Raw genomic sequence first — 17,818 nt, forward strand, 5'->3', positions numbered from 1 at the left:
GGGCCCCGCCCCGCATACATGCGTCCGCTTTCTCAGTCGGCGGACAGAGCCCCCCGATCGTGTCCGCCGTCTTCCCCGGCCGCCTACTTTCCGTTAGCTTCCGTGACTCACACGCCCCGTACGACCCGCACGAGGCGTCCGACCGCGGAGCAGCAGCGCCCTGATGAGCCCCCGGGGGCACCTTCATGACACGCGCCATCACCCTGCACGACGTGAGCAAGTCCTACGCGCGAGGTGTGCGCGTGGTCGACCGGCTGTCCCTGGCCATCACCCCCGGCGAGTTCCTCGTGCTGCTCGGCCCGTCCGGCTGCGGCAAGTCCACCGTGCTCCGGATGATCGCGGGCCTGGAGGAGATCGACGAGGGCACCCTCTTCCTCGACGGCGAGTACGCCAACGAACTGCCCCCGTCCGACCGGGACATGGCGATGGTGTTCCAGAACTTCGCCCTGTACCCGAGCATGACCGGCCGGGACAACATCGGCTTTCCCCTGCGCATCGAGGCGCCCGGCGACGACCCGGCACCCAAGGTGGACGCCACCGCCCGCATGCTCGGCATCCAGGACCTCCTCGACCGCTTCCCCGCCCAGCTCTCCGGCGGCGAACGCCAGCGGGTCGCGATGGGCCGGGCCATCGCCCGCCGCCCCTCCGCGTTCCTGATGGACGAGCCGCTGTCCAACCTCGACGCCAAGCTCCGCAACCATCTGCGGGCCGAGATCGCCCAGCTCACCCGGAAGTTGGGGGTCACCACCGTCTACGTCACCCACGACCAGTCCGAGGCGATGTCACTCGGTGACCGGGTCGCCGTCCTGCGCGGCGGAGTCCTCCAGCAGGTCGGCACGCCGCGCGCGGTGTACTCCCTGCCCGACAACGTCTTCGTCGCCGCGTTCATCGGCACCCCGCGCATCAATCTGCTGCGCGGGCTGATCCGCGCCCCCCTCGACGGGGCGATGACGATCAGTCTCGGCAAGCAGTTCCTGCGGCTGCCCGAACCGCTGTCCCTGGATCACCAGTTGCTACGGGTGCAGCAGGGCCGCGAGGTGATCGTGGGTCTCAGGTCCGAGGCCGTGCGGATCGCCAAGCCGTCCGTCGCGCGCCCCGGCGAGGTGGCCCTCACCGGCCTGGTGGAGCACCTGGAGTTCCAGGGCCACGAGGTGCTGGTGCACTTCAACACCGGCTCCCGCCCCGCCGTCGTCCCCGAACTGGAGGCCCCGCGGCCGAGCCCCGACCGTCCGGCCCGGCGCCGCCGGCGCGAGGGCGGCACGGTGCTGGAGCGCCTGCGGGAGCGGGCGGGCGCCCTGCGCGCCGGGGCCGTGGCCACCCTGGAGGAGAACGAGCGCTCGCAGTCCGCCGGTGACCCCGCCACCGCCCCCGCCGAGCCGCGCGTACCCGGCGACCTCATCGTCCGCACCACCCCCGACATCAGGCTGCGGCACGGTATGCAGGTCCCGCTGCTGGTCGACCTCGCGCACCTCTTCGTCTTCGACCAGCACGGTCAGCGCATCTGCCCGAGCCCGGACCGGCTGCCCGACCTGGAGGAGTAGCGCGGCGCCCGGCCGTCCCTCTGGCGCGATAAAACTAACATCGCTAGTTTAGGTGTCCGCACAGGACGCCCCCGCCCCGGAGGAAGCGCGATGAAGGCATACGACGGCATGTACATCGACGGCGCCTGGCGCCCCGCCGCCGGCCCGGACGTGATCGAGGTGGTGAACCCGGCCGACGAGCAGGTGATCGCCACCGTCCCGGCGGGCACCGTGGAGGACGTCGACGCCGCCGTACGCGCCGCCCGCGCCGCCCTCCCCGGCTGGGCCGCCACCCCGCCCGCCGAGCGAGCGGCCCGCCTCACCGCCCTGCGGGACCAGCTCCAAGCCCGCCGCGACGAGATCGCCGCGACGGTCACCGCGGAACTCGGCGCGCCCGAGAAGCTGTCGCAGACCGTCCACGCCGGTGTGCCCGTCGCGGTCGCCGGCTCCTACGCCGAACTCGCCGCGAGCCACTCCTTCGAGGAGCGCGTCGGCAACTCGACGGTGCTGCACGAACCCGTCGGCGTGGTCGGCGCGATCACCCCGTGGAACTACCCGCTGCACCAGATCGTCGCCAAGGCCGCGCCCGCCCTCGCCGCCGGCTGCACCCTGGTCGTCAAGCCCGCGGAGGACACCCCGCTGGTCGCCCGCATCTTCGCCGAGTGCGTGCACGAGGCCGGCGTCCCGGCGGGCGTGTTCAACCTGGTCACCGGCCTCGGCCCGGTGGCAGGCCAGGCGCTCGCCGAGCACCCGGACGTCGACCTGCTCTCCTTCACCGGCTCGACCGCCGTCGGCCGCCGGATCGGCGCGATCGCCACCGGCATGGTGAAGAAGGTCGCCCTGGAACTCGGCGGCAAGTCCGCCAACGTCATCCTCCCCGGCGCCGACCTGGCCCGTGCCGTCAACGTTGGCGTCGCCAACGTGATGTCCAACTCCGGGCAGACGTGCAGCGCCTGGACCCGGATGCTGGTCCACCACGACCGGTACGACGAGGCCGTGGAGCTCGCCGCGGCCGCCGCCGGCAAGTACGCCGACCGCATCGGCCCCCTGGTCAGCGCCCGGCAGCGGGACCGGGTGCGCGGCTACATCGAGAAGGGCGTCGCCGAGGGCGCCCGCCTGGTCGCGGGCGGCCCCGAGTCCCCGCACCCGCAGGGCTTCCACGTCAGCCCCACGGTCTTCGCCGACGTCACCCCGGAGATGACCATCGCCCAGGAGGAGATCTTCGGCCCCGTGCTCTCGGTACTGCGGTACGAGGACGAGGAGGACGCACTGCGCATCGCCAACGGCACCGTGTACGGCCTGGCCGGCGCCGTCTGGGCCGGCGACGAGGCCGAGGCGGTGGCCTTCGCCCGCCGCATGGACACCGGACAGGTGGACATCAACGGCGGCCGCTTCAACCCGCTCGCGCCGTTCGGGGGTTACAAGCAGTCCGGCGTGGGACGCGAACTCGGCTCCCACGGCCTGACCGAGTACCTGCAGACCAAGTCTCTCCAGTTCTAAGGGAGTCATGACCGCCATGGCCGTACGAGCCGCCGTTCTGCCCGCCGTCGGTGCCCCGCTGGAGGTCACCGGCATCGACCTGCCCGAGCCCGGACCCGGCGAGGTGCGGGTGCGGCTCGCCGCCGCCGGGGTCTGCCACTCCGACCTGTCGCTGTCCGACGGCACCATGCGTGTGCCCGTCCCGGCCGTCCTCGGCCACGAGGGCGCCGGGACCGTCGTCGCCGTCGGCGAGGACGTCACCCATGTCGCCCCCGGTGACGCGGTCGTCCTCAACTGGGCGCCGTCCTGCGGCACCTGCCCCGCCTGCGCCCGCGGCGAGGTCTGGCTGTGCGCCCACGCCCTGGACGGCGCCGCCCGGGTGCACGCCCGCCGCGCCGACGACGGCACCGAGCTGCACCCCGGCCTCAACGTGGCCGCGTTCGCCGAGGAGACCGTGGTGCCCGGCGCCTGTGTGCTGCCCGCCCCGGACGGCGTCCCCCTCGCCGACGCGGCCCTGCTGGGCTGCGCCGTGCTCACCGGCTACGGCGCGGTCCACCACTCCGCCCGCGTCCGCGCCGGTGAGACCGTCGCCGTGTTCGGCGTCGGGGGAGTGGGCCTCGCCGCGCTCCAGTCGGCGAGGATCGCGGGCGCCGCCACCGTCGTCGCCGTGGACGTCTCCCCGGAGAAGGAGGAACTGGCCCGCGCCGCGGGCGCCACCGAGTACGTGGTCGCCTCCGACACCACCGCCCGGGAGATCCGCGCCCTCACCGGCAGGCAGGGCGTGGACGTGGCCGTGGAGTGCGTCGGCCGGGCCCGCACCATCCGCACCGCGTGGGAGTCCACCCGGCGCGGCGGGCGCACCACGGTCGTCGGCATCGGAGGCAAGGACGAGCAGGTCACCTTCAACGCCCTGGAGATCTTCCACTGGGGGCGCACCCTCTCCGGCTGCGTCTACGGCAACTCCGACCCCGCCCGCGACCTCCCGGTCCTCGCCGGGCACATCCGCTCCGGCGCCTTCGACCTGGGCGCCCTGGTCACCGAACGGATCACCCTGGACGGCATCCCGGCCGCCTTCGACACCATGCTCGCCGGCAAGGGGGGCCGCGCCCTCGTCGTGTTCTAGGGCCGGCCGCTACGGGCGGGGCGCGGCGGGGTAGTCGGTGTACCCCGTCACCCCGCCCGTGTAGTAGGTGTCCCGGTCGCCCTCGGCGAGCGGGAGGCCGTGGGTGAACCGGTCGACGAGGTCCGGGTTGGCGACGAAGGGGGCCCCGAAGGACACCGCGTCGGCCAGCCCCCGTTCGAGCAGGTCGTTGCCGCTCTCCCGGGTGAAGCCGAGGTTGGCGACGACGGCCCCACGGTAGTGGGCGCGGAAGCGGGCGAACGCCGTCAGGGTGTCGTCGGTGCCCTCGCCGGGCGCCGGGCCGACCAGGTGGAGGTAGGCCAGGTCGCTGTCGCCGAGGCGCTTGAGGAGCTGGTCGTAGTCGGCCAGCGTCTCGGCGTCCGCGGTGAAGGCCGGCCCGCTCCTCCAGTACGGGGACAGCTTGACGCCGACGCGGTCGCCGCCCCACACGTCGGTCACGGCCTCCACCACGTCGAGGAGGAACCGCGCCCGCTTCTCGGTGCTGCCGCCGTAGGCGTCGGTGCGCAGGTTGAGACGCGGGTTGAGGAACTGGGCGATGAGGTGGTTCCCCTGGGCGTGGATCTCCAGGCCGTCGAACCCGGCGCGCAGGGCGTTCTCGGCCGCCCGCCGGTAGTCGGCGATCGTGCCGGCGATCCCGGCGGCGGTCAGGGCACGGGGTGTGACCGTCTCCTTGGGGCCGTCGGGCGTGAAGGACATCTCCCCGGGATCGACCGCCGAGGGGCCGACGGGGAGCCGGCCGCCGTGGTGGTCCGGGTGGGAGACGGCACCGAGGTGGCCGATCTGCGAGACGATCCTGCCGCCCGCGGCGTGCACCGCGTCGGTGACCTCGGCCCAGCCCGCGGTCTGGGCGTCCGTGTAGATGCCGGGGACATGGATGAAGCCGATCGCCTCGGGGCTCACCCAGGTCCCCTCGCTGACGATCAGCCCGGCGCCGGCACGCTGGGCGTAGTAGGCGGCGTGCAGGGCGGTGGGGACCAGCTCCGGGTTGGTGGCACGGGCGCGCGTCATGGGCGCCATGACGACACGGTTGGGCAGGTCGAGCGCGCCGAGCCGTACGGGCCGCAGAAGGGGCTGGGCGGTGGCCGGTACGGGGGTGGTCGGGTCGGACATCAGGAAGTCTTCTCTCTCTCGATACGGAGGGGACGCGTCGACCTGGATACGGAGTTGACGCGTCGACGCGGGAGCGTGGACGGACGGGGGAATCAGTCCTGCTTGAGGACGTGCAGACCGGACAGCGGGCCGCCCAGCTGCATCAGGCGTCCCCCCTCACGCAGCGGCCCGAGGTCGACGGGCGCGAAGCCGAACGCGGAGGCCAGGTCCGCCACGGTGCCCTTGGCGTCCGGGTCGTCGCCCGCCAGGAACAGCACCTGCCGCCCGGCCTCGTGACGCGGATCCGCCGCGATGTACTGCGCGAAGAGGGTGTTGAAGGCCTTGACCACACGCGCGCCGGGCAGCAGGGAGGCGACGTACTCGCTCCCGGTGAGGTCGCCCAGGTCGGCGATCCTCGGACGGGGAGGCAGGGACGCGAACTGGTTGGTGGCGTCGACGACGACGGTCCCGTCCAGGCGTGGGAGGACGGCGGCGACGTCCGGGACGCGCGTCCAGCCGACCGCGAGCACGACCAGGTCCGCGCCGGCGGCCTCGGCGGGGGTCGCGGCGGACGCGAGCGGGCCGAGGTCCCGCACCAGCGGGGCCAGCGAGGCGGGTCCCCGGCTGTTGCTGAGCACCACCTCGTGACCGTGGCGGACGGCGTGCCGGGCGACGGCCTGGGCGACGGTTCCGGCACCGATCATGCCGATCCTCATCGGACGCTCCCCTCCTCGGCGCCGGTCTCCCGTGTGCCGGTCAGCAGGACGGTGCCGCTCTTGGCAGGGCGGCGGGCGTGCTCGACGGCCGCCTTGAAGTCGGCCAGGTCGTAGCAAGCGGCGACCTCCAGGGACTCCGGTGAGGTCTGTGCCAGGTCCACGGCGAAGGCGATGTCCCGGGCCCGCTCCTCGGGGGTGCGGTGCGCCCAGTGCCACACCGTCACGCCCCGTACCGTCAGCCCCCGCTGGACGAGCGGCAGCTCCTCCAGCGCGGTCGTGCCGGAGCCCAGCCGGCCGTAGGTGATCAGGGTGCCGCCGTCGGCGAGCAGGTCCGTGAGGTCGCGTATCAGGGTGCCGCCGACACTGTCGAGGACGGCCCGCGCGCCCTGGCCGCCGGCCGCGCGGCGGACCTGCTCCCGCCAGTCGGCGTCGGACGTCGCGACTACGGGCAGCGTGGGGAACAGCGCGCGCAGTGTCCGCGCCCCGGACGTACTGCGGACGAGGTTGACCAGGTGCAGGCCGTGGCGCACGGCGGCCGCGGCGACGAGCCGGCCGACGGAGGACCCGGCGGCGGTCTGCAGCACCGGCCCTCGGTGCCCGTCCAGGGCCTGCTCCAGCGCCCGGTGCAGCATCAGCACCGTCAGCGGGTTGACCAGCATCAGGGCCGCGGTGTCGTCGCCGACCTCGTCCGGCACGGGTACGGCCCGGTCGGCGCCGACCACGACGAAGTCGGCCCACGTCCCCGGCGCCGGGAAGACCGCGACGCGCCGGCCGGGTGCCGGGTCCCGCACGTCCGGGCCGACGCTCTCGACGACGCCCATCCCCTCGACCCCGGGGATCCGGGCCCCCTCCTGCTGTCCGGCGAGTCCTGGCACGCCCTCCACGGCGACCAGGTCGCCCGGATGGACGGGCCGGGCCAGCAGACGGACCAGCACCTCCCCGGCGCCGGGCCGCGGCCGGCCGGGCTCCTCCCTCAGCGACAGGACCTCGGCAGGGTCCCCCTGCCGGGTGTGCACGACGGAACGCATGGCTCCTCACCACCTTTTAATGATGATCGACATTAAAATAATGATGAGGGGTAACCTTGAAAACGTCAAACAGTCGTCGAGGCGGAGGGCGGGCGGGCATGCCGCGGATCACCAAGGAAGAGAAGGCCAGGAACCGGCAGAACATCGTCGAGGCGGCCGGACGCATGTTCCGCGCGCAGGGCATCGACGCCGTCGGCATCGCCGACCTGATGAAGGAGGCGGGCCTGACCCACGGCGGCTTCTACAACCACTTCGCCTCCAAGGACGACCTGGCCGCCGAGGTGTGCAACGCGTCGTTCGCGGCGTCACTGGGTGTCCTGCGGCAGGCCGTCGACGAGGGGGACGCCCCTGTCGGCTCCCCGCTGCGGCGCGTGGTGGACGACTACCTCTCCGCCGGCCACCGCGACGCCCCGGACGGCGGCTGCCCCTCCGCGTCCCTCGTCATCGACGCCGGGCGGCACACCGAGGAGGTCCAGCGGTCGTACGCGGCCGGAGTGGAGGGGTATCTCGCCGGCTTCGCGGGGGAGTTCGCCCGCGAGGGGGGCGAGGGCGGTGGGGGCGTCTCCCCGGAGGAGGCGCGGGAGCGCGCGGTGCTGCTGCTCAGCCGGATGGTCGGCGCGATGGTGCTGGCCCGCGCCGTGCGCCACGTCGAACCCGGCCTGTCCGACGAGATCCTGCGGACCTCCCGGGCCCACGCCCTGGACTGACCGGCGTGCGCCGCTCGGGCCGCGGTGTCGCTCGGGCCGCGGTGTCGGCTGGGGTTGTGGTGGTGCTCCGGGTTGTGGGCTGCTTTGGGATGTGGGGGCGCTCGGGGTTGTGGCGCTGTTCCGGGTTGTGGTGCTGCCTCGGGGAGTGGGGGTGCTCGGGATCGCGGTGTCGGCTGGGGGGCGTGGTGCTGCTCCGGGGTGTGGGGCCGCTCGGGGCCGCGGTGTCGCCCCGGGGTGTGGTGCTGCTCGGCGTGCCTGGTCGCTCGGCGCCGTGGTGCAGGGCGGGTCGCTCAGCGGAGCGTGGTGACGTCGAGACCCAGGTGGGTGGCGAGGGCGTGTTCGCCGGTGGCGGTCAGCTTCACCGCGCGCTCGGAGCCGATGCGTACGCACCAGCCCTCGTCCAGGGCGTGCCGGCACAGGGCCGCGCCCGCCGTCCCGGCGAGGTGGGGGCGCCGTTCCGTCCAGTCCAGGCAGGCGCGGGCCAGGGGGCGCCGGCCCCGGCGGTCGAGGTCGATGCCCAGCGCGCCGAACCAGCGCAGCCCCGCGTCGGTGAGCGCGAACCCCGTGTCCTGGCGCAGCAGGCCCCGCCCGGTGAGGGCGTCGGTGACGGCGATGCCGAGCCGCCCGGCGAGATGGTCGTAGCAGGTACGGCCGCGCGCCATCGCGGAGCCCGCGCCCGACTGCCGCAGTCCGCGCGGGGGTGCGGCGGCACCCGGCGCGATCTGCGCGGTCAGGTCCTCCAGGAGCTGAGCGACCCGGGCGTCCGCGAGCCGCACGTACCGGTGCCGCCCCTGCCGTTCCTCGGTCAGCAGCCCGCCGCCGATGAGTTTGCCCAGGTGCTCGCTGAGCGTGGACGCGGCGACCCCGCAGTGCCGGGCCAGTTCGCCCGCCGTCCAGGCCCGCCCGTCCAGCAGCGCCAGCAGGCACGCCGCGCGGGTCTCGTCGGCGATCAGTGCGGCGAGGCGGGCCAGTGCGCCTGCCCGGGAATCCTTCGAGGTCATGCCCTCCAGCATGCGGCAGGGACGGTTCGGTGCGCACCGAAGTGTCCGGGCGGCGCGTGACAACGGCCGGTGGCACCGAGTGGTGGCACCGGGTGGTGCGCACCGGCGGGATGTGCACCGTCAGGTGTGCTGCCGTACCTGCTCGTACTGCAGGGCCAGCCCGTCCAGCAGGGCGGTGAGGCCGGTCTCGAAGGCCCGTTCGTCGATCTTCTCCTGCTGCTCGGCCAGCAGGTGCGCCTGACCGAGGTGCGGGTAGTCGGCGGGGTCGTAGGCGCTCGCGTCGTCCACGAAGCCGCCGGCGAACGAGCCGAGCGCCGACCCCATGATGAAGTACCGCATCAGCGCGCCGATGGAGGTCGCCTGGGCGGGCGGCCAACCCGCCTCGACCATCGCGCCGTAGGCCGCGTCGGCAAGCCGCAGGGCCGCGGGACGCCGTCCGGGGCCCCGGGCCAGCACGGGGACGATGTTCGGGTGGTCGCGCAGTGCGCCGCGGTAGGAGACCGCCCAGTCGTGCAGCGCCGTCCGCCAGTCCCGGCCGTCCTCGAACATCGACAGGTCGACCTGCGCGCTCACCGAGTCGGCCACTGCCTCCAGGATCTCGTCCTTGGTGCGGAAGTGGTTGTACAACGACGGCCCGCTGACCCCGAGTTCGGCGGCCAGCCGTCGGGTCGACACCGCGGCCAGCCCTTCCGTGTCGACCAGCGCACGCGCCGTCTCGACGATCCGGTCGGTGCTGAGCAAGGGCTTGCGCGGTCGGGCCATGGCGCACATAGTAGGGCTGCGGCACTAAACTAGCAGTGCTAATTTATTTGTGCACGGCCACGACCACGCGCGTCTCACATGGGGTGACTCGGGATGAACCTGGAGCTGAGTGACGAGCAGGAGGCCGTACGCCGGCTCGCCCGGGACTTCGTGCGGCGCGAGGTCGTGCCGCACGCCACCGCCTGGGACCGCGCGGAGGAGGTCGACCGGGGCATCGTCAAGAAGCTCGGCGAGGTCGGCTTCCTCGGGCTGACGATCGACGAGGAGTACGGCGGCTCGGGCGGCGACCACCTCGCGTACTGCCTGGTCACCGAGGAACTGGGGCGCGGCGACTCCTCCGTGCGCGGCATCGTCTCCGTCTCCCTCGGCCTGGTCGCCAAGACGATCGCGGCGTACGGCGACGAGGAGCAGAAGCGGACCTGGCTGCCGGGGCTGACCTCCGGTGACTACGTCGGCTGCTTCGGCCTGACCGAGCCGGGCACCGGTTCCGACGCCGGCAGCCTCGCCACGCGTGCGGTGCGGGACGGTGACGAGTACGTCGTCGACGGCGCCAAGATGTTCATCACGAACGGGACGTGGGCGGATGTGGTGCTGCTCTTCGCACGGTCCACCGACGCGCCGGGGCACAAGGGCGTGTCCGCGTTCCTGGTGCCCACGGACAGCCCCGGTCTGAGCCGTCGTGAGGTGCACGGGAAGCTGGGCCTGCGCGGGCAGGCCACGGCCGAATTGGTGTTCGACGGGGTGCGGGTGCCCGCGACCGCGATGCTCGGTGAGGAGGGGCGCGGCTTCTCGGTCGCCATGTCCGCCCTGGCCAAGGGGCGGATGTCGGTCGCGGCCGGGTGCGTCGGCATCGCGCAGGCCGCGCTGGACGCGGCCGTGGCCTACGCGGGGGAGCGGGAGCAGTTCGGCAAGCCGATCGCGGGGCACCAGCTGGTGCAGGAGCTGATCAGTGACATCGCCGTCGACGTGGACGCGGCGCGACTGCTGACCTGGCGGGTCGCCGATCTGATCGACCGGGGGAAGCCGTTCGCCGTGGAGTCCTCCAAGGCGAAACTGTTCGCGTCGGAGGCGGCTGTGCGTGCCGCGAACAACGCGCTGCAGGTGTTCGGTGGTTACGGCTACATCGACGAGTATCCGGCGGGCAAACTGCTGCGGGACGCGCGGGTGATGACGCTGTACGAGGGCACCAGTCAGATCCAGAAGCTGGTCATCGGCCGTGCGCTGACGGGGGTTTCGGCCTTCTGAGGAGCGGAGGATGAGTACCGGCTGAGTATCCGCGCGGATGTGGCCGGCGTCGCGTCGGCCGATTCTGTTCCCCATGAGCGACACACCGGTCAAGCAGCAGAGTACGGCCGCCTTCTACGGTCAGGCCGTGGCGTCCTTCGGAGTGGCCCTCGGGGCCACCGCGGTCGGCATCTTCAACTTGGAGACCGACGCCTGGGTCCGCGCGTTCCTCGGTATCGCGGTCCTGTACCTCGTCACCTCCGCATTCACGCTGGCCAAGGTCATCCGTGACCGGCAGGAGGCGGGGCAGATCGTGAACCGGGTGGATCAGGCCCGGCTGGAGAAGCTGTTGGCCGAGCACGATCCGCTGCAGAAGCTCTGAGGTGCGCGTCGCGCCTGCGGTGGGTGGGTGGTGCGGGGGCGGGGTAGGGGTGGACGTCCTCGGTCTGGCGCGATGAAGCGTGCTTGTGGGGTGAGGGTGCTGACGCGCCAGCCGCTGCGGGCGCCCACCCCCTCCCCGCCGTTCGCGGCCACTTCGACGCCGTGGCGGGCCATCGCCCTCCGTGCCGCCAACCGCGGGCAGTCGTGCCGCTGGGGCGGCACGGGTGGGCGCGGCGGCAACCCGCAAGCGCCGGGGTACGCGAACAGCCCCCGGCTCGTATCCGCACCGGGGGGTTTTCGGGGGCGCCGGGTGAGGGCACTGGGGTGTTGTTCCGGGGCGCGCTGCCAGTCATCCCCGACCCGGAAGGACACGTCCGCCGGACGTGCCCTAAGCGCTCGCTCACCCTTGCCGGTAGGATGTCGTCCCTGCCAGTGAATGGGGTGAGCGATGAGTACGGCGGAGGAGACGGCCGGCGGTGAGGCGCAGCCGTGGGGTGAGGTCACGCCCGACGCGGCCCGACGGCTGCTGCTCGCCGCCGTGGAGGCCTTCGCGGAGCGCGGCTACCACGCCACGACGACCCGTGACATCGCGGGCCGCGCCGGCATGAGCCCTGCCGCGCTCTACATCCACTACAAGACCAAGGAAGAGCTGCTCCACCGCATCAGCCGGATCGGGCACGAGAAGGCGCTGGACATCCTGCGCACCGCCGCCCGTGAGGAGGGCACCGCGACCGCGCGGCTCGCCGAGGCGGTCAGCTCCTTCGTCCGCTGGCACGCGCGCGGGCGTACCACCGCCCGCGTGGTGCAGTACGAACTCGACTCGCTCGGCCCCGACGCCCGCGCCGAGATCGTCGGCCTGCGCCGGCAGGTCGACGCCGAGGTGCGCGGCATCATCGAGGACGGGGTGCGCTCCGGCGAGTTCGACGTCCCCGACGTACCGGGCACCACGCTCGCCGTGCTCTCGCTGTGCATCGACGTGGCCCGCTGGTTCAACGTCAACGGGCCCCGCACCCCCGAGGAGGTCGGCGCGCTCTACGCCGACCTCGTGCTCCGGATGGTGGGGGCCAAGGGCGCCGGGTCCGCTCAGAGGTAGTAGCGGGCCACCGACTCGGCGACGCACACCGGCTTGTCGCCGCCCTCGCGTTCGACGGTGAAGGCGGTGGCCACCTGGACGCCGCCCGGCACCTCGTCGACCGCACTGATCTTCGCCGTGGCACGCAGCCGCGAGCCGACCGGGACGGGGGCGGGGAAGCGCACCTTGTTGGTGCCGTAGTTGACGCCCATCTTCACGCCCTCGACGGACAGCAGCTGCGGCCCGAACAGCGGCAGCAGCGACAGCGTCAGGTAGCCGTGCGCGATGGTCGTGCCGAACGGCCCCGCGGCGGCCTTCTCCGGGTCGACGTGGATCCACTGGTGGTCCCCGGTGGCCTCGGCGAACAGGTCGATCCGCTTCTGGTCGACCTCCAGCCAGTCGGTGTATCCCAGCTGCTCGCCCACCGCCGCCCTCAGGTCGTCGACGGACGTGAAGATCCTCGGCTCTGCCATGTCCCGGCCTCTCGCGTCACGTAGTCGCAGGCGCATCCCCGTGCGCATGCCTAAGCAACTGCTTAGCATGGTGGGCTGAGGGGCCCCTGTCAACGGACCGGCCGCCGTACGGGGTCGGTAGGCTTCGGGGAGTGCACCGGATTCCAGAGAAGATCCACGAGCTCACGGTCGGGCAGCTCTCCGCCCGCAGCGGCGCCGCCGTCTCGGCCTTGCACTTCTACGAGTCCAAAGGGCTGATCAGCAGTCGGCGCACCTCCGGCAACCAGCGCCGCTACACCCGAGACACCCTGCGCCGGGTCGCCTTCATCCGCGCCGCCCAGCGCGTCGGCATCCCGCTCCTCACGATCCGCGAGGCGCTCGCCGAACTGCCCGAGGAGCGCACCCCCACCCGTGACGACTGGGCCCGGCTCTCCGAGGCCTGGCGCTCCGAGCTGGACGAACGCATCCGGCAGCTGAACCGGCTGCGCGACCACCTCACCGACTGCATCGGCTGCGGCTGCCTGTCGCTCGAGGGCTGCGTGCTGTCCAACCCCGACGACATCTTCGGCGAGCGTCTCACCGGTTCCCGTCTGATGGCGGAGAGCCGCAGGAAGGGGTCCGGCGACTGAGGGACGATCCCGCCGCTCTCAGCCGCCGTCACTCACTCACTCGTAGTCCGTGCCGCCCTTACGGGTCAGGTACGCCGGGCTCACGGCCTTGGCCATGGCGCGGCCGCCCGTCACCGGGCTGTGGCGCTCGACCGCCCGGCCGGACACCGTCTCCCGGCCACGGGCGAACTCCAGCACCCGCTCGCCGTCGTACGGACCGGTGTACAGCCGGGGCACCAGCGGCAGGCGGCCGTCGAGCAGGTTCGCCGCGTCCAGCCGGCGCACCTCGTCGTCGATCTCCGCCGAGGCGTCGAACACGGCGTACCCGAGCGCGTCGCGCCGCCCGTCGGCGCCGTACACCTCACCGGTGATGCCGACCCGCTTGGCGCAACGAGCGGATCACCAGCTGGTACGTGCCCCGGAGCCCAGGGGGTGCGGCATCCCCGGCGCACCCCCGTGACCCCGACGCCTCCGTCGTTCCCGCTGTCCCCCGTCGCTCACGTCGCTTCCGCCGCCCCGGCGCTCAGGCCGAGACCAGCAGCCTCGCCCGGCGGGCCTCCGCCAGTGCCGCCGTGGTCAGCACGGGGCGCGGCACCAGGATCCCGCAGTCCGCGCACACCGGGCCCGTCGAGGGCTCGTGATCCAGGTCGTGCCGCCACATGAGCCGTTCCCCCTGGCACACGGGGCAGGACGAGCCCGGCTCACGCTCCAGCGCGTCGATCAGCCGCCGCAGTACCTCGGCCAGGGGCTCGCGCGGGTGCACCCGCGGGTCGTCGCACCAGGCCACCCCGAAACCGCCCCAGGTCATCCGGTGCCAGTCGTCCACAGTTCCCGGCCTGCGCAGACCGTCGTGCTTCTCCTTCCTGCGGCGCTCGGCGAACTCCACCTCGTAGGCCAGCCAGACCGCCCGGGCCTCCTCCAGTTCGTCCAGTGCGGCCACGAGCCGCGCCGGGTCGACGGAGCGGTCCTCGGGGTCGAACCCGGCCCGCGCACACAGATGGTCCCAGGTCGCCCGGTGCCCGTACGGGGCGAACCGCTCCAGGCACTTGCGCAGCGAGTAGCGCCGCAGCGCCAGATCGCACCGGGGATCTCGGACCTGTCTCGCCAGACTCCGGAAACCGGCCATCGTCCTGCACCTCCGTCACACCTGCACCTGTAATCCGGTCACTTCGGCGTCGTCGAACGGACGACGCCGAATAGACGCGCCGGCACGCGATTCGGCTCCATCTCTTTTTCGATGGCCCCCCCTCAGCCGGCCGCGGGGGCGTCCCGCCAACTCCCTTGGCCCGTGCTTCAGTTGTCGTCTTCCGCGGGGATACCGGCGGTAACGGACTCCGTGTCCTCCCGGCGGGGGAGAAACTCTCCCCGACGCTCTGAGAACTCCCCGCGGCTTCCACGGGTTCCTGAACACTCCGCCGATATGCATACCGATCACCGGCCGGCCGGACGAGGGGTCCCGCGTAACGCCGGGTGCGGCTGTGTCACCGCAGGTCATGGTGGTGAGGTGGTTTCGTGGTGCGCCGGGGCGGCGGCGGGCGTGAACGGGACGGCGGCGGGTCGCCGCCCGCGACCCGCCGCCGTCCCGTGCCCGTCCGCGCTCAGCGGTACAGCAGGTGGTTCCGCCGCTTCCGGCGGAACGCCGCCAGCTCCTGCTGCCAGCCGCCCACCACCTCGTCCGTGTCCGCGCCCGCGTCGATCATCGTGCGCACCTGGGTGGAGCCGGTGAGCTTGTCGATCCAGTTGTCCTCGCGCCAGGCGAAGCCGCTCCACGACCGCTTCGCCGTGATCAGCAGGCCGATGCCGGTACGCACCGGGTCGAACGCCTCCCGGTCGTGCACATGCAGCTGCACGCCCCCGATGGTCTTTCCCTGGAACTTGGAGAAGGTCGGCGCGAAGTACGCCTCACGGAAGCGCACGCCCGCCAGCCCCAGCTCGTTCGCCGCGGCCGCCCAGCGCCCGTCGACGCCCTCCGCGCCCAGCAGCTCGAACGGCCGGGTGGTGCCGCGCCCCTCGGAGAGGTTCGTGCCCTCGAACAGGCAGGTGCCCGCGTACACCAGCGCCGTCTCCGGCGTCGGCATGTTCGGGCTCGGCGGCACCCACGGCATCCCGGACGCGTCGTAGAAGTCCGACCGCTTCCACCCCGACATCTTCACGGTCTCCAGGGCGACAGGCGCCGTCAGGAACTCCTCGTTGAACAGCAGCGCAAGCTCCGCCACCGTCATCCCGTGCGCCTGCGAGATCGGCTGCCGTCCGACGAAGGTCGCGAACTCCTTGTGCAGCACCGGACCCAGCGCCGCCCGCCCGGTCACCGGGTTCGGCCGGTCCAGGACCACGAAGGACAGGCCCGCGAGCTGCGCCGCCTCCATGCAGTCGAACAGGGTCCAGATGTACGTGTAGAAACGGGCGCCGGCGTCCTGGATGTCGAAGACGACCGTGTCCACGCCGGACGCCGTGAAGATGTCGGCGAGCGCCTGACCGCTCTTCAGGTAGGTGTCGTACACGGGCAGGCCGGTCGCCGGGTCGTCGTACCGGCCCTCCGAGCCGCCCGCCTGCGCGGTGCCCCGGAAGCCGTGCTCGGGGCCGAAGACCGCGGCCAGGTCCACCCGGCCGTCCGCGTGCATGACGTCCACGATGTGCCGCACGTCGCGGGTGATGCCGGTGGGGTTGGTGACCATGCCGACGCGACGGCCGTCGAGCAGCGCGTAGCCGTCCGCCGCGAGCCGTTCGAACCCGGTACGCAGTGTCCGGCCGCCGCCGTGTCCTGACCCCGGCCCGGGAGCGGCGACGGCCGGAGCGGCGGAGGCCGCGACCGCGGCCGTGGTGGTGGCGAGCAGGCTCCGTCGGGACAGCCTCATACGGTGACCTCCGTGATCGCGGGATATGTCATGCCCACGCACGCTAGCGTGCCGGACCGTCCCGGGGAACGCGTCGGACCCGCGCCACGCGGAAGACCCCTTCCACCCGGCATACCGACCGGTTAGTCTGGCGCGGACAGCCGTTGGGGAGCCGCGTCGAAGGAGACCGATGGTGCAAGCCGTGCAGGGTGCGAAGGTGGTCGTCACGGGAGCCGGGGGCGGCATCGGGGCGGCGCTGGCCCGCCGTTTCGCCGCGCAGGGGGCGCGGGTCGTGGTCAACGACCTGGACGCCGGCCGCGCCAAGGCCGTGGCCGAGGAGATCGGCGGTCCGGCGGTGGCGGGCGACGCCTCCTCGATCGTCGAGGAGGCCCGGGACGCGCTCGGCGGCACGATCGACGTCTGGTGCGCCAACGCCGGGGTCGGCCGGGACGGCGGGGAGCCGGGGGAGCCGCTGCGCGAGGAGGACTGGGCCCTGTCCTGGGACGTCAACGTGATGGCCCACGTCCGCGCGGCCCACGCGCTGCTCCCCGAGTGGCTGGAGCGGGGCGGCGGACGCTTCGTCTCCACCGTCTCCGCCGCCGGGCTGCTCACCATGATCGGCACCGCCCCGTACAGCGTCACCAAGCACGGCGCCTACGCCTTCGCCGAGTGGCTGTCACTGACGTACCGGCACCGCGGGGTGAAGGTGCACGCGATCTGTCCGCAGGGCGTGCGCACCGACATGCTCGACGCGAGCGGCAGCGCCGGCGAGCTGGTCCTGAAGCCGACCGCGATCGAGCCGGAGGACGTGGCCGACGCCCTGTTCGAGGGCATCGAGCAGGACCGCTTCCTGATCCTGCCGCACTCCGAGGTCGCCGACTACTACCGCGCCCGCGCCACCGACCCCGACCGCTGGCTCTCCGGCATGAACCGCGTCCAGCAGCAGTGGGAAGCCACCCGCTGACCCGCTCCGCGACCCCCGCCCGCCCCCGCCGGACGGGCTCCCGAACGGACCCGCCCGTACCCGCCGCCGCGCCGGGGGAGAAACTGGGCGGGGAGGTGTGCCTCCGGAGGCGGATCCGTGAAGTGGGAAGATCCTCCGTCGGGGACGGCGTTTCCTGACGCACGACGACCGACAGCAACACGGAAAGGCGGGTGGCGGCAGTGCCCAGAACGACGGACGGTGACGGGACCCCCGTGCCGCAGCGGCTGCTGGCCGCCGCCACCCGGCTCTTCGCCGAGCAGGGCTACGACCGCACCTCGGTGCAGGAGATCGTCGAGGCGGCCGGCGTCACCAAGGGGGCGCTCTACCACTACTTCGGGTCCAAGGACGACCTGCTGCACGAGGTGTACGCGCGCGTGCTGCGCCTCCAGCAGGAGCGCCTGGACCAGTTCGCCGACGCCGACGAACCCATCGAGAAGCGGCTGCGCGGCGCCGCGGCCGACGTGGTCGTGACCACCATCGAGAACCTCGACGACGCGTCGATCTTCTTCCGCTCCATGCACCACCTCGGCCCGGAGAAGAACAAGCAGGTCCGCGCCGAGCGCCGCCGCTACCACGAGCGTTTCCGTGCGCTGATCGAGGAGGGCCAGCGCGAGGGCGTGTTCTCCACGGCGACCCCGGCCGACCTCGTGGTCGACTACCACTTCGGCTCGGTGCACCACCTGTCCACCTGGTACCGCCCCGACGGTCCGCTCAGCCCCCAGGAGGTCGCCGACCACCTCGCCGACCTGCTGCTGCGCGCGCTGCGCGCCTGAGCCGTCCCGGCGCCCCGTCGTCCCCGGGGCCCCGCCGTCCCCGGGG

Annotated in this window: 18 protein-coding genes and 1 pseudogene; 10 read left to right on the forward strand and 9 right to left on the reverse strand. The window is 72.9% G+C overall.

Annotated features, from left to right (window positions below; all coding sequences use genetic code 11):
- Positions 1 to 185 precede the first annotated feature (185 nt).
- The 3 genes from F3L20_RS09295 to F3L20_RS09305 all read left to right on the forward strand — a co-directional run bounded on the left by F3L20_RS09295 (position 186) and on the right by F3L20_RS09305 (position 4,122).
- Entirely contained in the window at positions 186 to 1,541 is a 1,356-nt protein-coding gene (locus tag F3L20_RS09295; RefSeq protein ID WP_150153743.1) for an ABC transporter ATP-binding protein, read from the forward strand.
- A gap of 90 nt (positions 1,542 to 1,631) precedes the next feature.
- Positions 1,632 to 3,020, forward strand: a complete 1,389-nt coding sequence (locus F3L20_RS09300; protein ID WP_150153745.1) for an aldehyde dehydrogenase family protein — start codon at positions 1,632 to 1,634, stop codon at positions 3,018 to 3,020.
- 16 nt (positions 3,021 to 3,036) lie between these two features.
- On the forward strand, positions 3,037 to 4,122 hold the full coding sequence (locus F3L20_RS09305; RefSeq protein ID WP_150153747.1) for a Zn-dependent alcohol dehydrogenase: 1,086 nt from the start codon (positions 3,037 to 3,039) through the stop codon (positions 4,120 to 4,122).
- A 9-nt stretch (positions 4,123 to 4,131) separates the two neighbouring features.
- Here F3L20_RS09305 and F3L20_RS09310 read toward each other — a convergent pair whose 3' ends face one another.
- The 3 genes from F3L20_RS09310 to F3L20_RS09320 all read right to left on the reverse strand — a co-directional run bounded on the left by F3L20_RS09310 (position 4,132) and on the right by F3L20_RS09320 (position 6,973).
- Positions 4,132 to 5,250 (reverse strand): alkene reductase, encoded by a 1,119-nt coding sequence (locus tag F3L20_RS09310; protein WP_150153749.1) that lies wholly within the window; start codon positions 5,248 to 5,250, stop codon positions 4,132 to 4,134.
- A gap of 92 nt (positions 5,251 to 5,342) precedes the next feature.
- The gene (locus F3L20_RS09315) at positions 5,343 to 5,945 is read right to left on the reverse strand and encodes an NADPH-dependent F420 reductase (protein WP_150153751.1); all 603 of its coding nucleotides are present in this window, start codon (positions 5,943 to 5,945) and stop codon (positions 5,343 to 5,345) included.
- Positions 5,942 to 6,973: a zinc-binding dehydrogenase gene (locus F3L20_RS09320; RefSeq protein WP_150153753.1), complete on the reverse strand. Its 1,032-nt coding sequence runs from the start codon at positions 6,971 to 6,973 to the stop codon at positions 5,942 to 5,944. Before F3L20_RS09320 ends, F3L20_RS09315 begins: the two co-directional genes overlap by 4 nt.
- 98 nt (positions 6,974 to 7,071) lie before the next feature.
- Here F3L20_RS09320 and F3L20_RS09325 point away from each other — a divergent pair, with 98 nt between their 5' ends.
- Positions 7,072 to 7,680, forward strand: a complete 609-nt coding sequence (locus tag F3L20_RS09325) for a TetR/AcrR family transcriptional regulator (RefSeq protein WP_150153755.1) — start codon at positions 7,072 to 7,074, stop codon at positions 7,678 to 7,680.
- A gap of 290 nt (positions 7,681 to 7,970) precedes the next feature.
- On the opposite strand, the gene F3L20_RS09330 is transcribed toward F3L20_RS09325, so the two are convergent.
- Positions 7,971 to 8,693: a helix-turn-helix domain-containing protein gene (locus tag F3L20_RS09330; RefSeq protein ID WP_206338877.1), complete on the reverse strand. Its 723-nt coding sequence runs from the start codon at positions 8,691 to 8,693 to the stop codon at positions 7,971 to 7,973.
- A gap of 108 nt (positions 8,694 to 8,801) precedes the next feature.
- The gene (locus F3L20_RS09335; protein ID WP_024885233.1) at positions 8,802 to 9,443 is read right to left on the reverse strand and encodes a TetR/AcrR family transcriptional regulator; all 642 of its coding nucleotides are present in this window, start codon (positions 9,441 to 9,443) and stop codon (positions 8,802 to 8,804) included.
- Between the two features lie 93 nt (positions 9,444 to 9,536).
- Here F3L20_RS09335 and F3L20_RS09340 point away from each other — a divergent pair, with 93 nt between their 5' ends.
- The 3 genes from F3L20_RS09340 (at position 9,537) to F3L20_RS09350 (ending at position 12,141) form a co-directional block, all read left to right on the forward strand.
- Positions 9,537 to 10,688 carry an acyl-CoA dehydrogenase family protein gene (locus F3L20_RS09340; protein WP_145828068.1) on the forward strand — a complete coding sequence of 384 codons (1,152 nt, stop codon included), beginning with the start codon at positions 9,537 to 9,539 and terminating at the stop codon, positions 10,686 to 10,688.
- A 73-nt stretch (positions 10,689 to 10,761) separates the two neighbouring features.
- A complete protein-coding gene (locus tag F3L20_RS09345; protein ID WP_150153759.1) occupies positions 10,762 to 11,049 on the forward strand; it encodes a YiaA/YiaB family inner membrane protein in 288 nt (95 codons plus the stop codon).
- A 447-nt stretch (positions 11,050 to 11,496) separates the two neighbouring features.
- Positions 11,497 to 12,141: a TetR/AcrR family transcriptional regulator gene (locus F3L20_RS09350; RefSeq protein WP_150153761.1), complete on the forward strand. Its 645-nt coding sequence runs from the start codon at positions 11,497 to 11,499 to the stop codon at positions 12,139 to 12,141.
- Here the strand turns inward: F3L20_RS09350 and F3L20_RS09355 are convergent.
- Positions 12,132 to 12,593: a MaoC family dehydratase gene (locus tag F3L20_RS09355; RefSeq protein ID WP_150153763.1), complete on the reverse strand. Its 462-nt coding sequence runs from the start codon at positions 12,591 to 12,593 to the stop codon at positions 12,132 to 12,134. The genes F3L20_RS09350 and F3L20_RS09355 overlap by 10 nt on opposite strands.
- A gap of 131 nt (positions 12,594 to 12,724) precedes the next feature.
- Here F3L20_RS09355 and soxR point away from each other — a divergent pair, with 131 nt between their 5' ends.
- The gene (gene soxR, locus F3L20_RS09360) at positions 12,725 to 13,201 is read left to right on the forward strand and encodes a redox-sensitive transcriptional activator SoxR (protein ID WP_150153765.1); all 477 of its coding nucleotides are present in this window, start codon (positions 12,725 to 12,727) and stop codon (positions 13,199 to 13,201) included.
- A gap of 36 nt (positions 13,202 to 13,237) precedes the next feature.
- Here the strand turns inward: soxR and F3L20_RS09365 are convergent.
- From F3L20_RS09365 to F3L20_RS09375, 3 genes and pseudogenes are all read right to left on the reverse strand, one after another.
- Positions 13,238 to 13,567, reverse strand: a pseudogene (locus tag F3L20_RS09365) (RNA ligase (ATP)); the annotation flags it as partial.
- 136 nt (positions 13,568 to 13,703) lie between these two features.
- Entirely contained in the window at positions 13,704 to 14,306 is a 603-nt protein-coding gene (locus F3L20_RS09370; protein WP_150153767.1) for a hypothetical protein, read from the reverse strand.
- Positions 14,307 to 14,778: 472 nt separating this feature from the next.
- Complete coding sequence (locus F3L20_RS09375) at positions 14,779 to 16,035, reverse strand: exo-beta-N-acetylmuramidase NamZ family protein (RefSeq protein WP_206338878.1); 1,257 nt, start codon at positions 16,033 to 16,035, stop codon at positions 14,779 to 14,781.
- A 169-nt stretch (positions 16,036 to 16,204) separates the two neighbouring features.
- Here F3L20_RS09375 and F3L20_RS09380 point away from each other — a divergent pair, with 169 nt between their 5' ends.
- Entirely contained in the window at positions 16,205 to 16,978 is a 774-nt protein-coding gene (locus F3L20_RS09380) for an SDR family oxidoreductase (RefSeq protein WP_150153771.1), read from the forward strand.
- 200 nt (positions 16,979 to 17,178) lie between these two features.
- Positions 17,179 to 17,772 carry a TetR/AcrR family transcriptional regulator gene (locus F3L20_RS09385; protein ID WP_150153773.1) on the forward strand — a complete coding sequence of 198 codons (594 nt, stop codon included), beginning with the start codon at positions 17,179 to 17,181 and terminating at the stop codon, positions 17,770 to 17,772.
- The last annotated feature ends 46 nt before the right edge of the window (positions 17,773 to 17,818 follow it).

This window comes from Streptomyces tendae, assembly GCF_008632955.1.
In the GTDB taxonomy this organism is placed as follows: Bacteria; Actinomycetota; Actinomycetes; order Streptomycetales; family Streptomycetaceae; genus Streptomyces.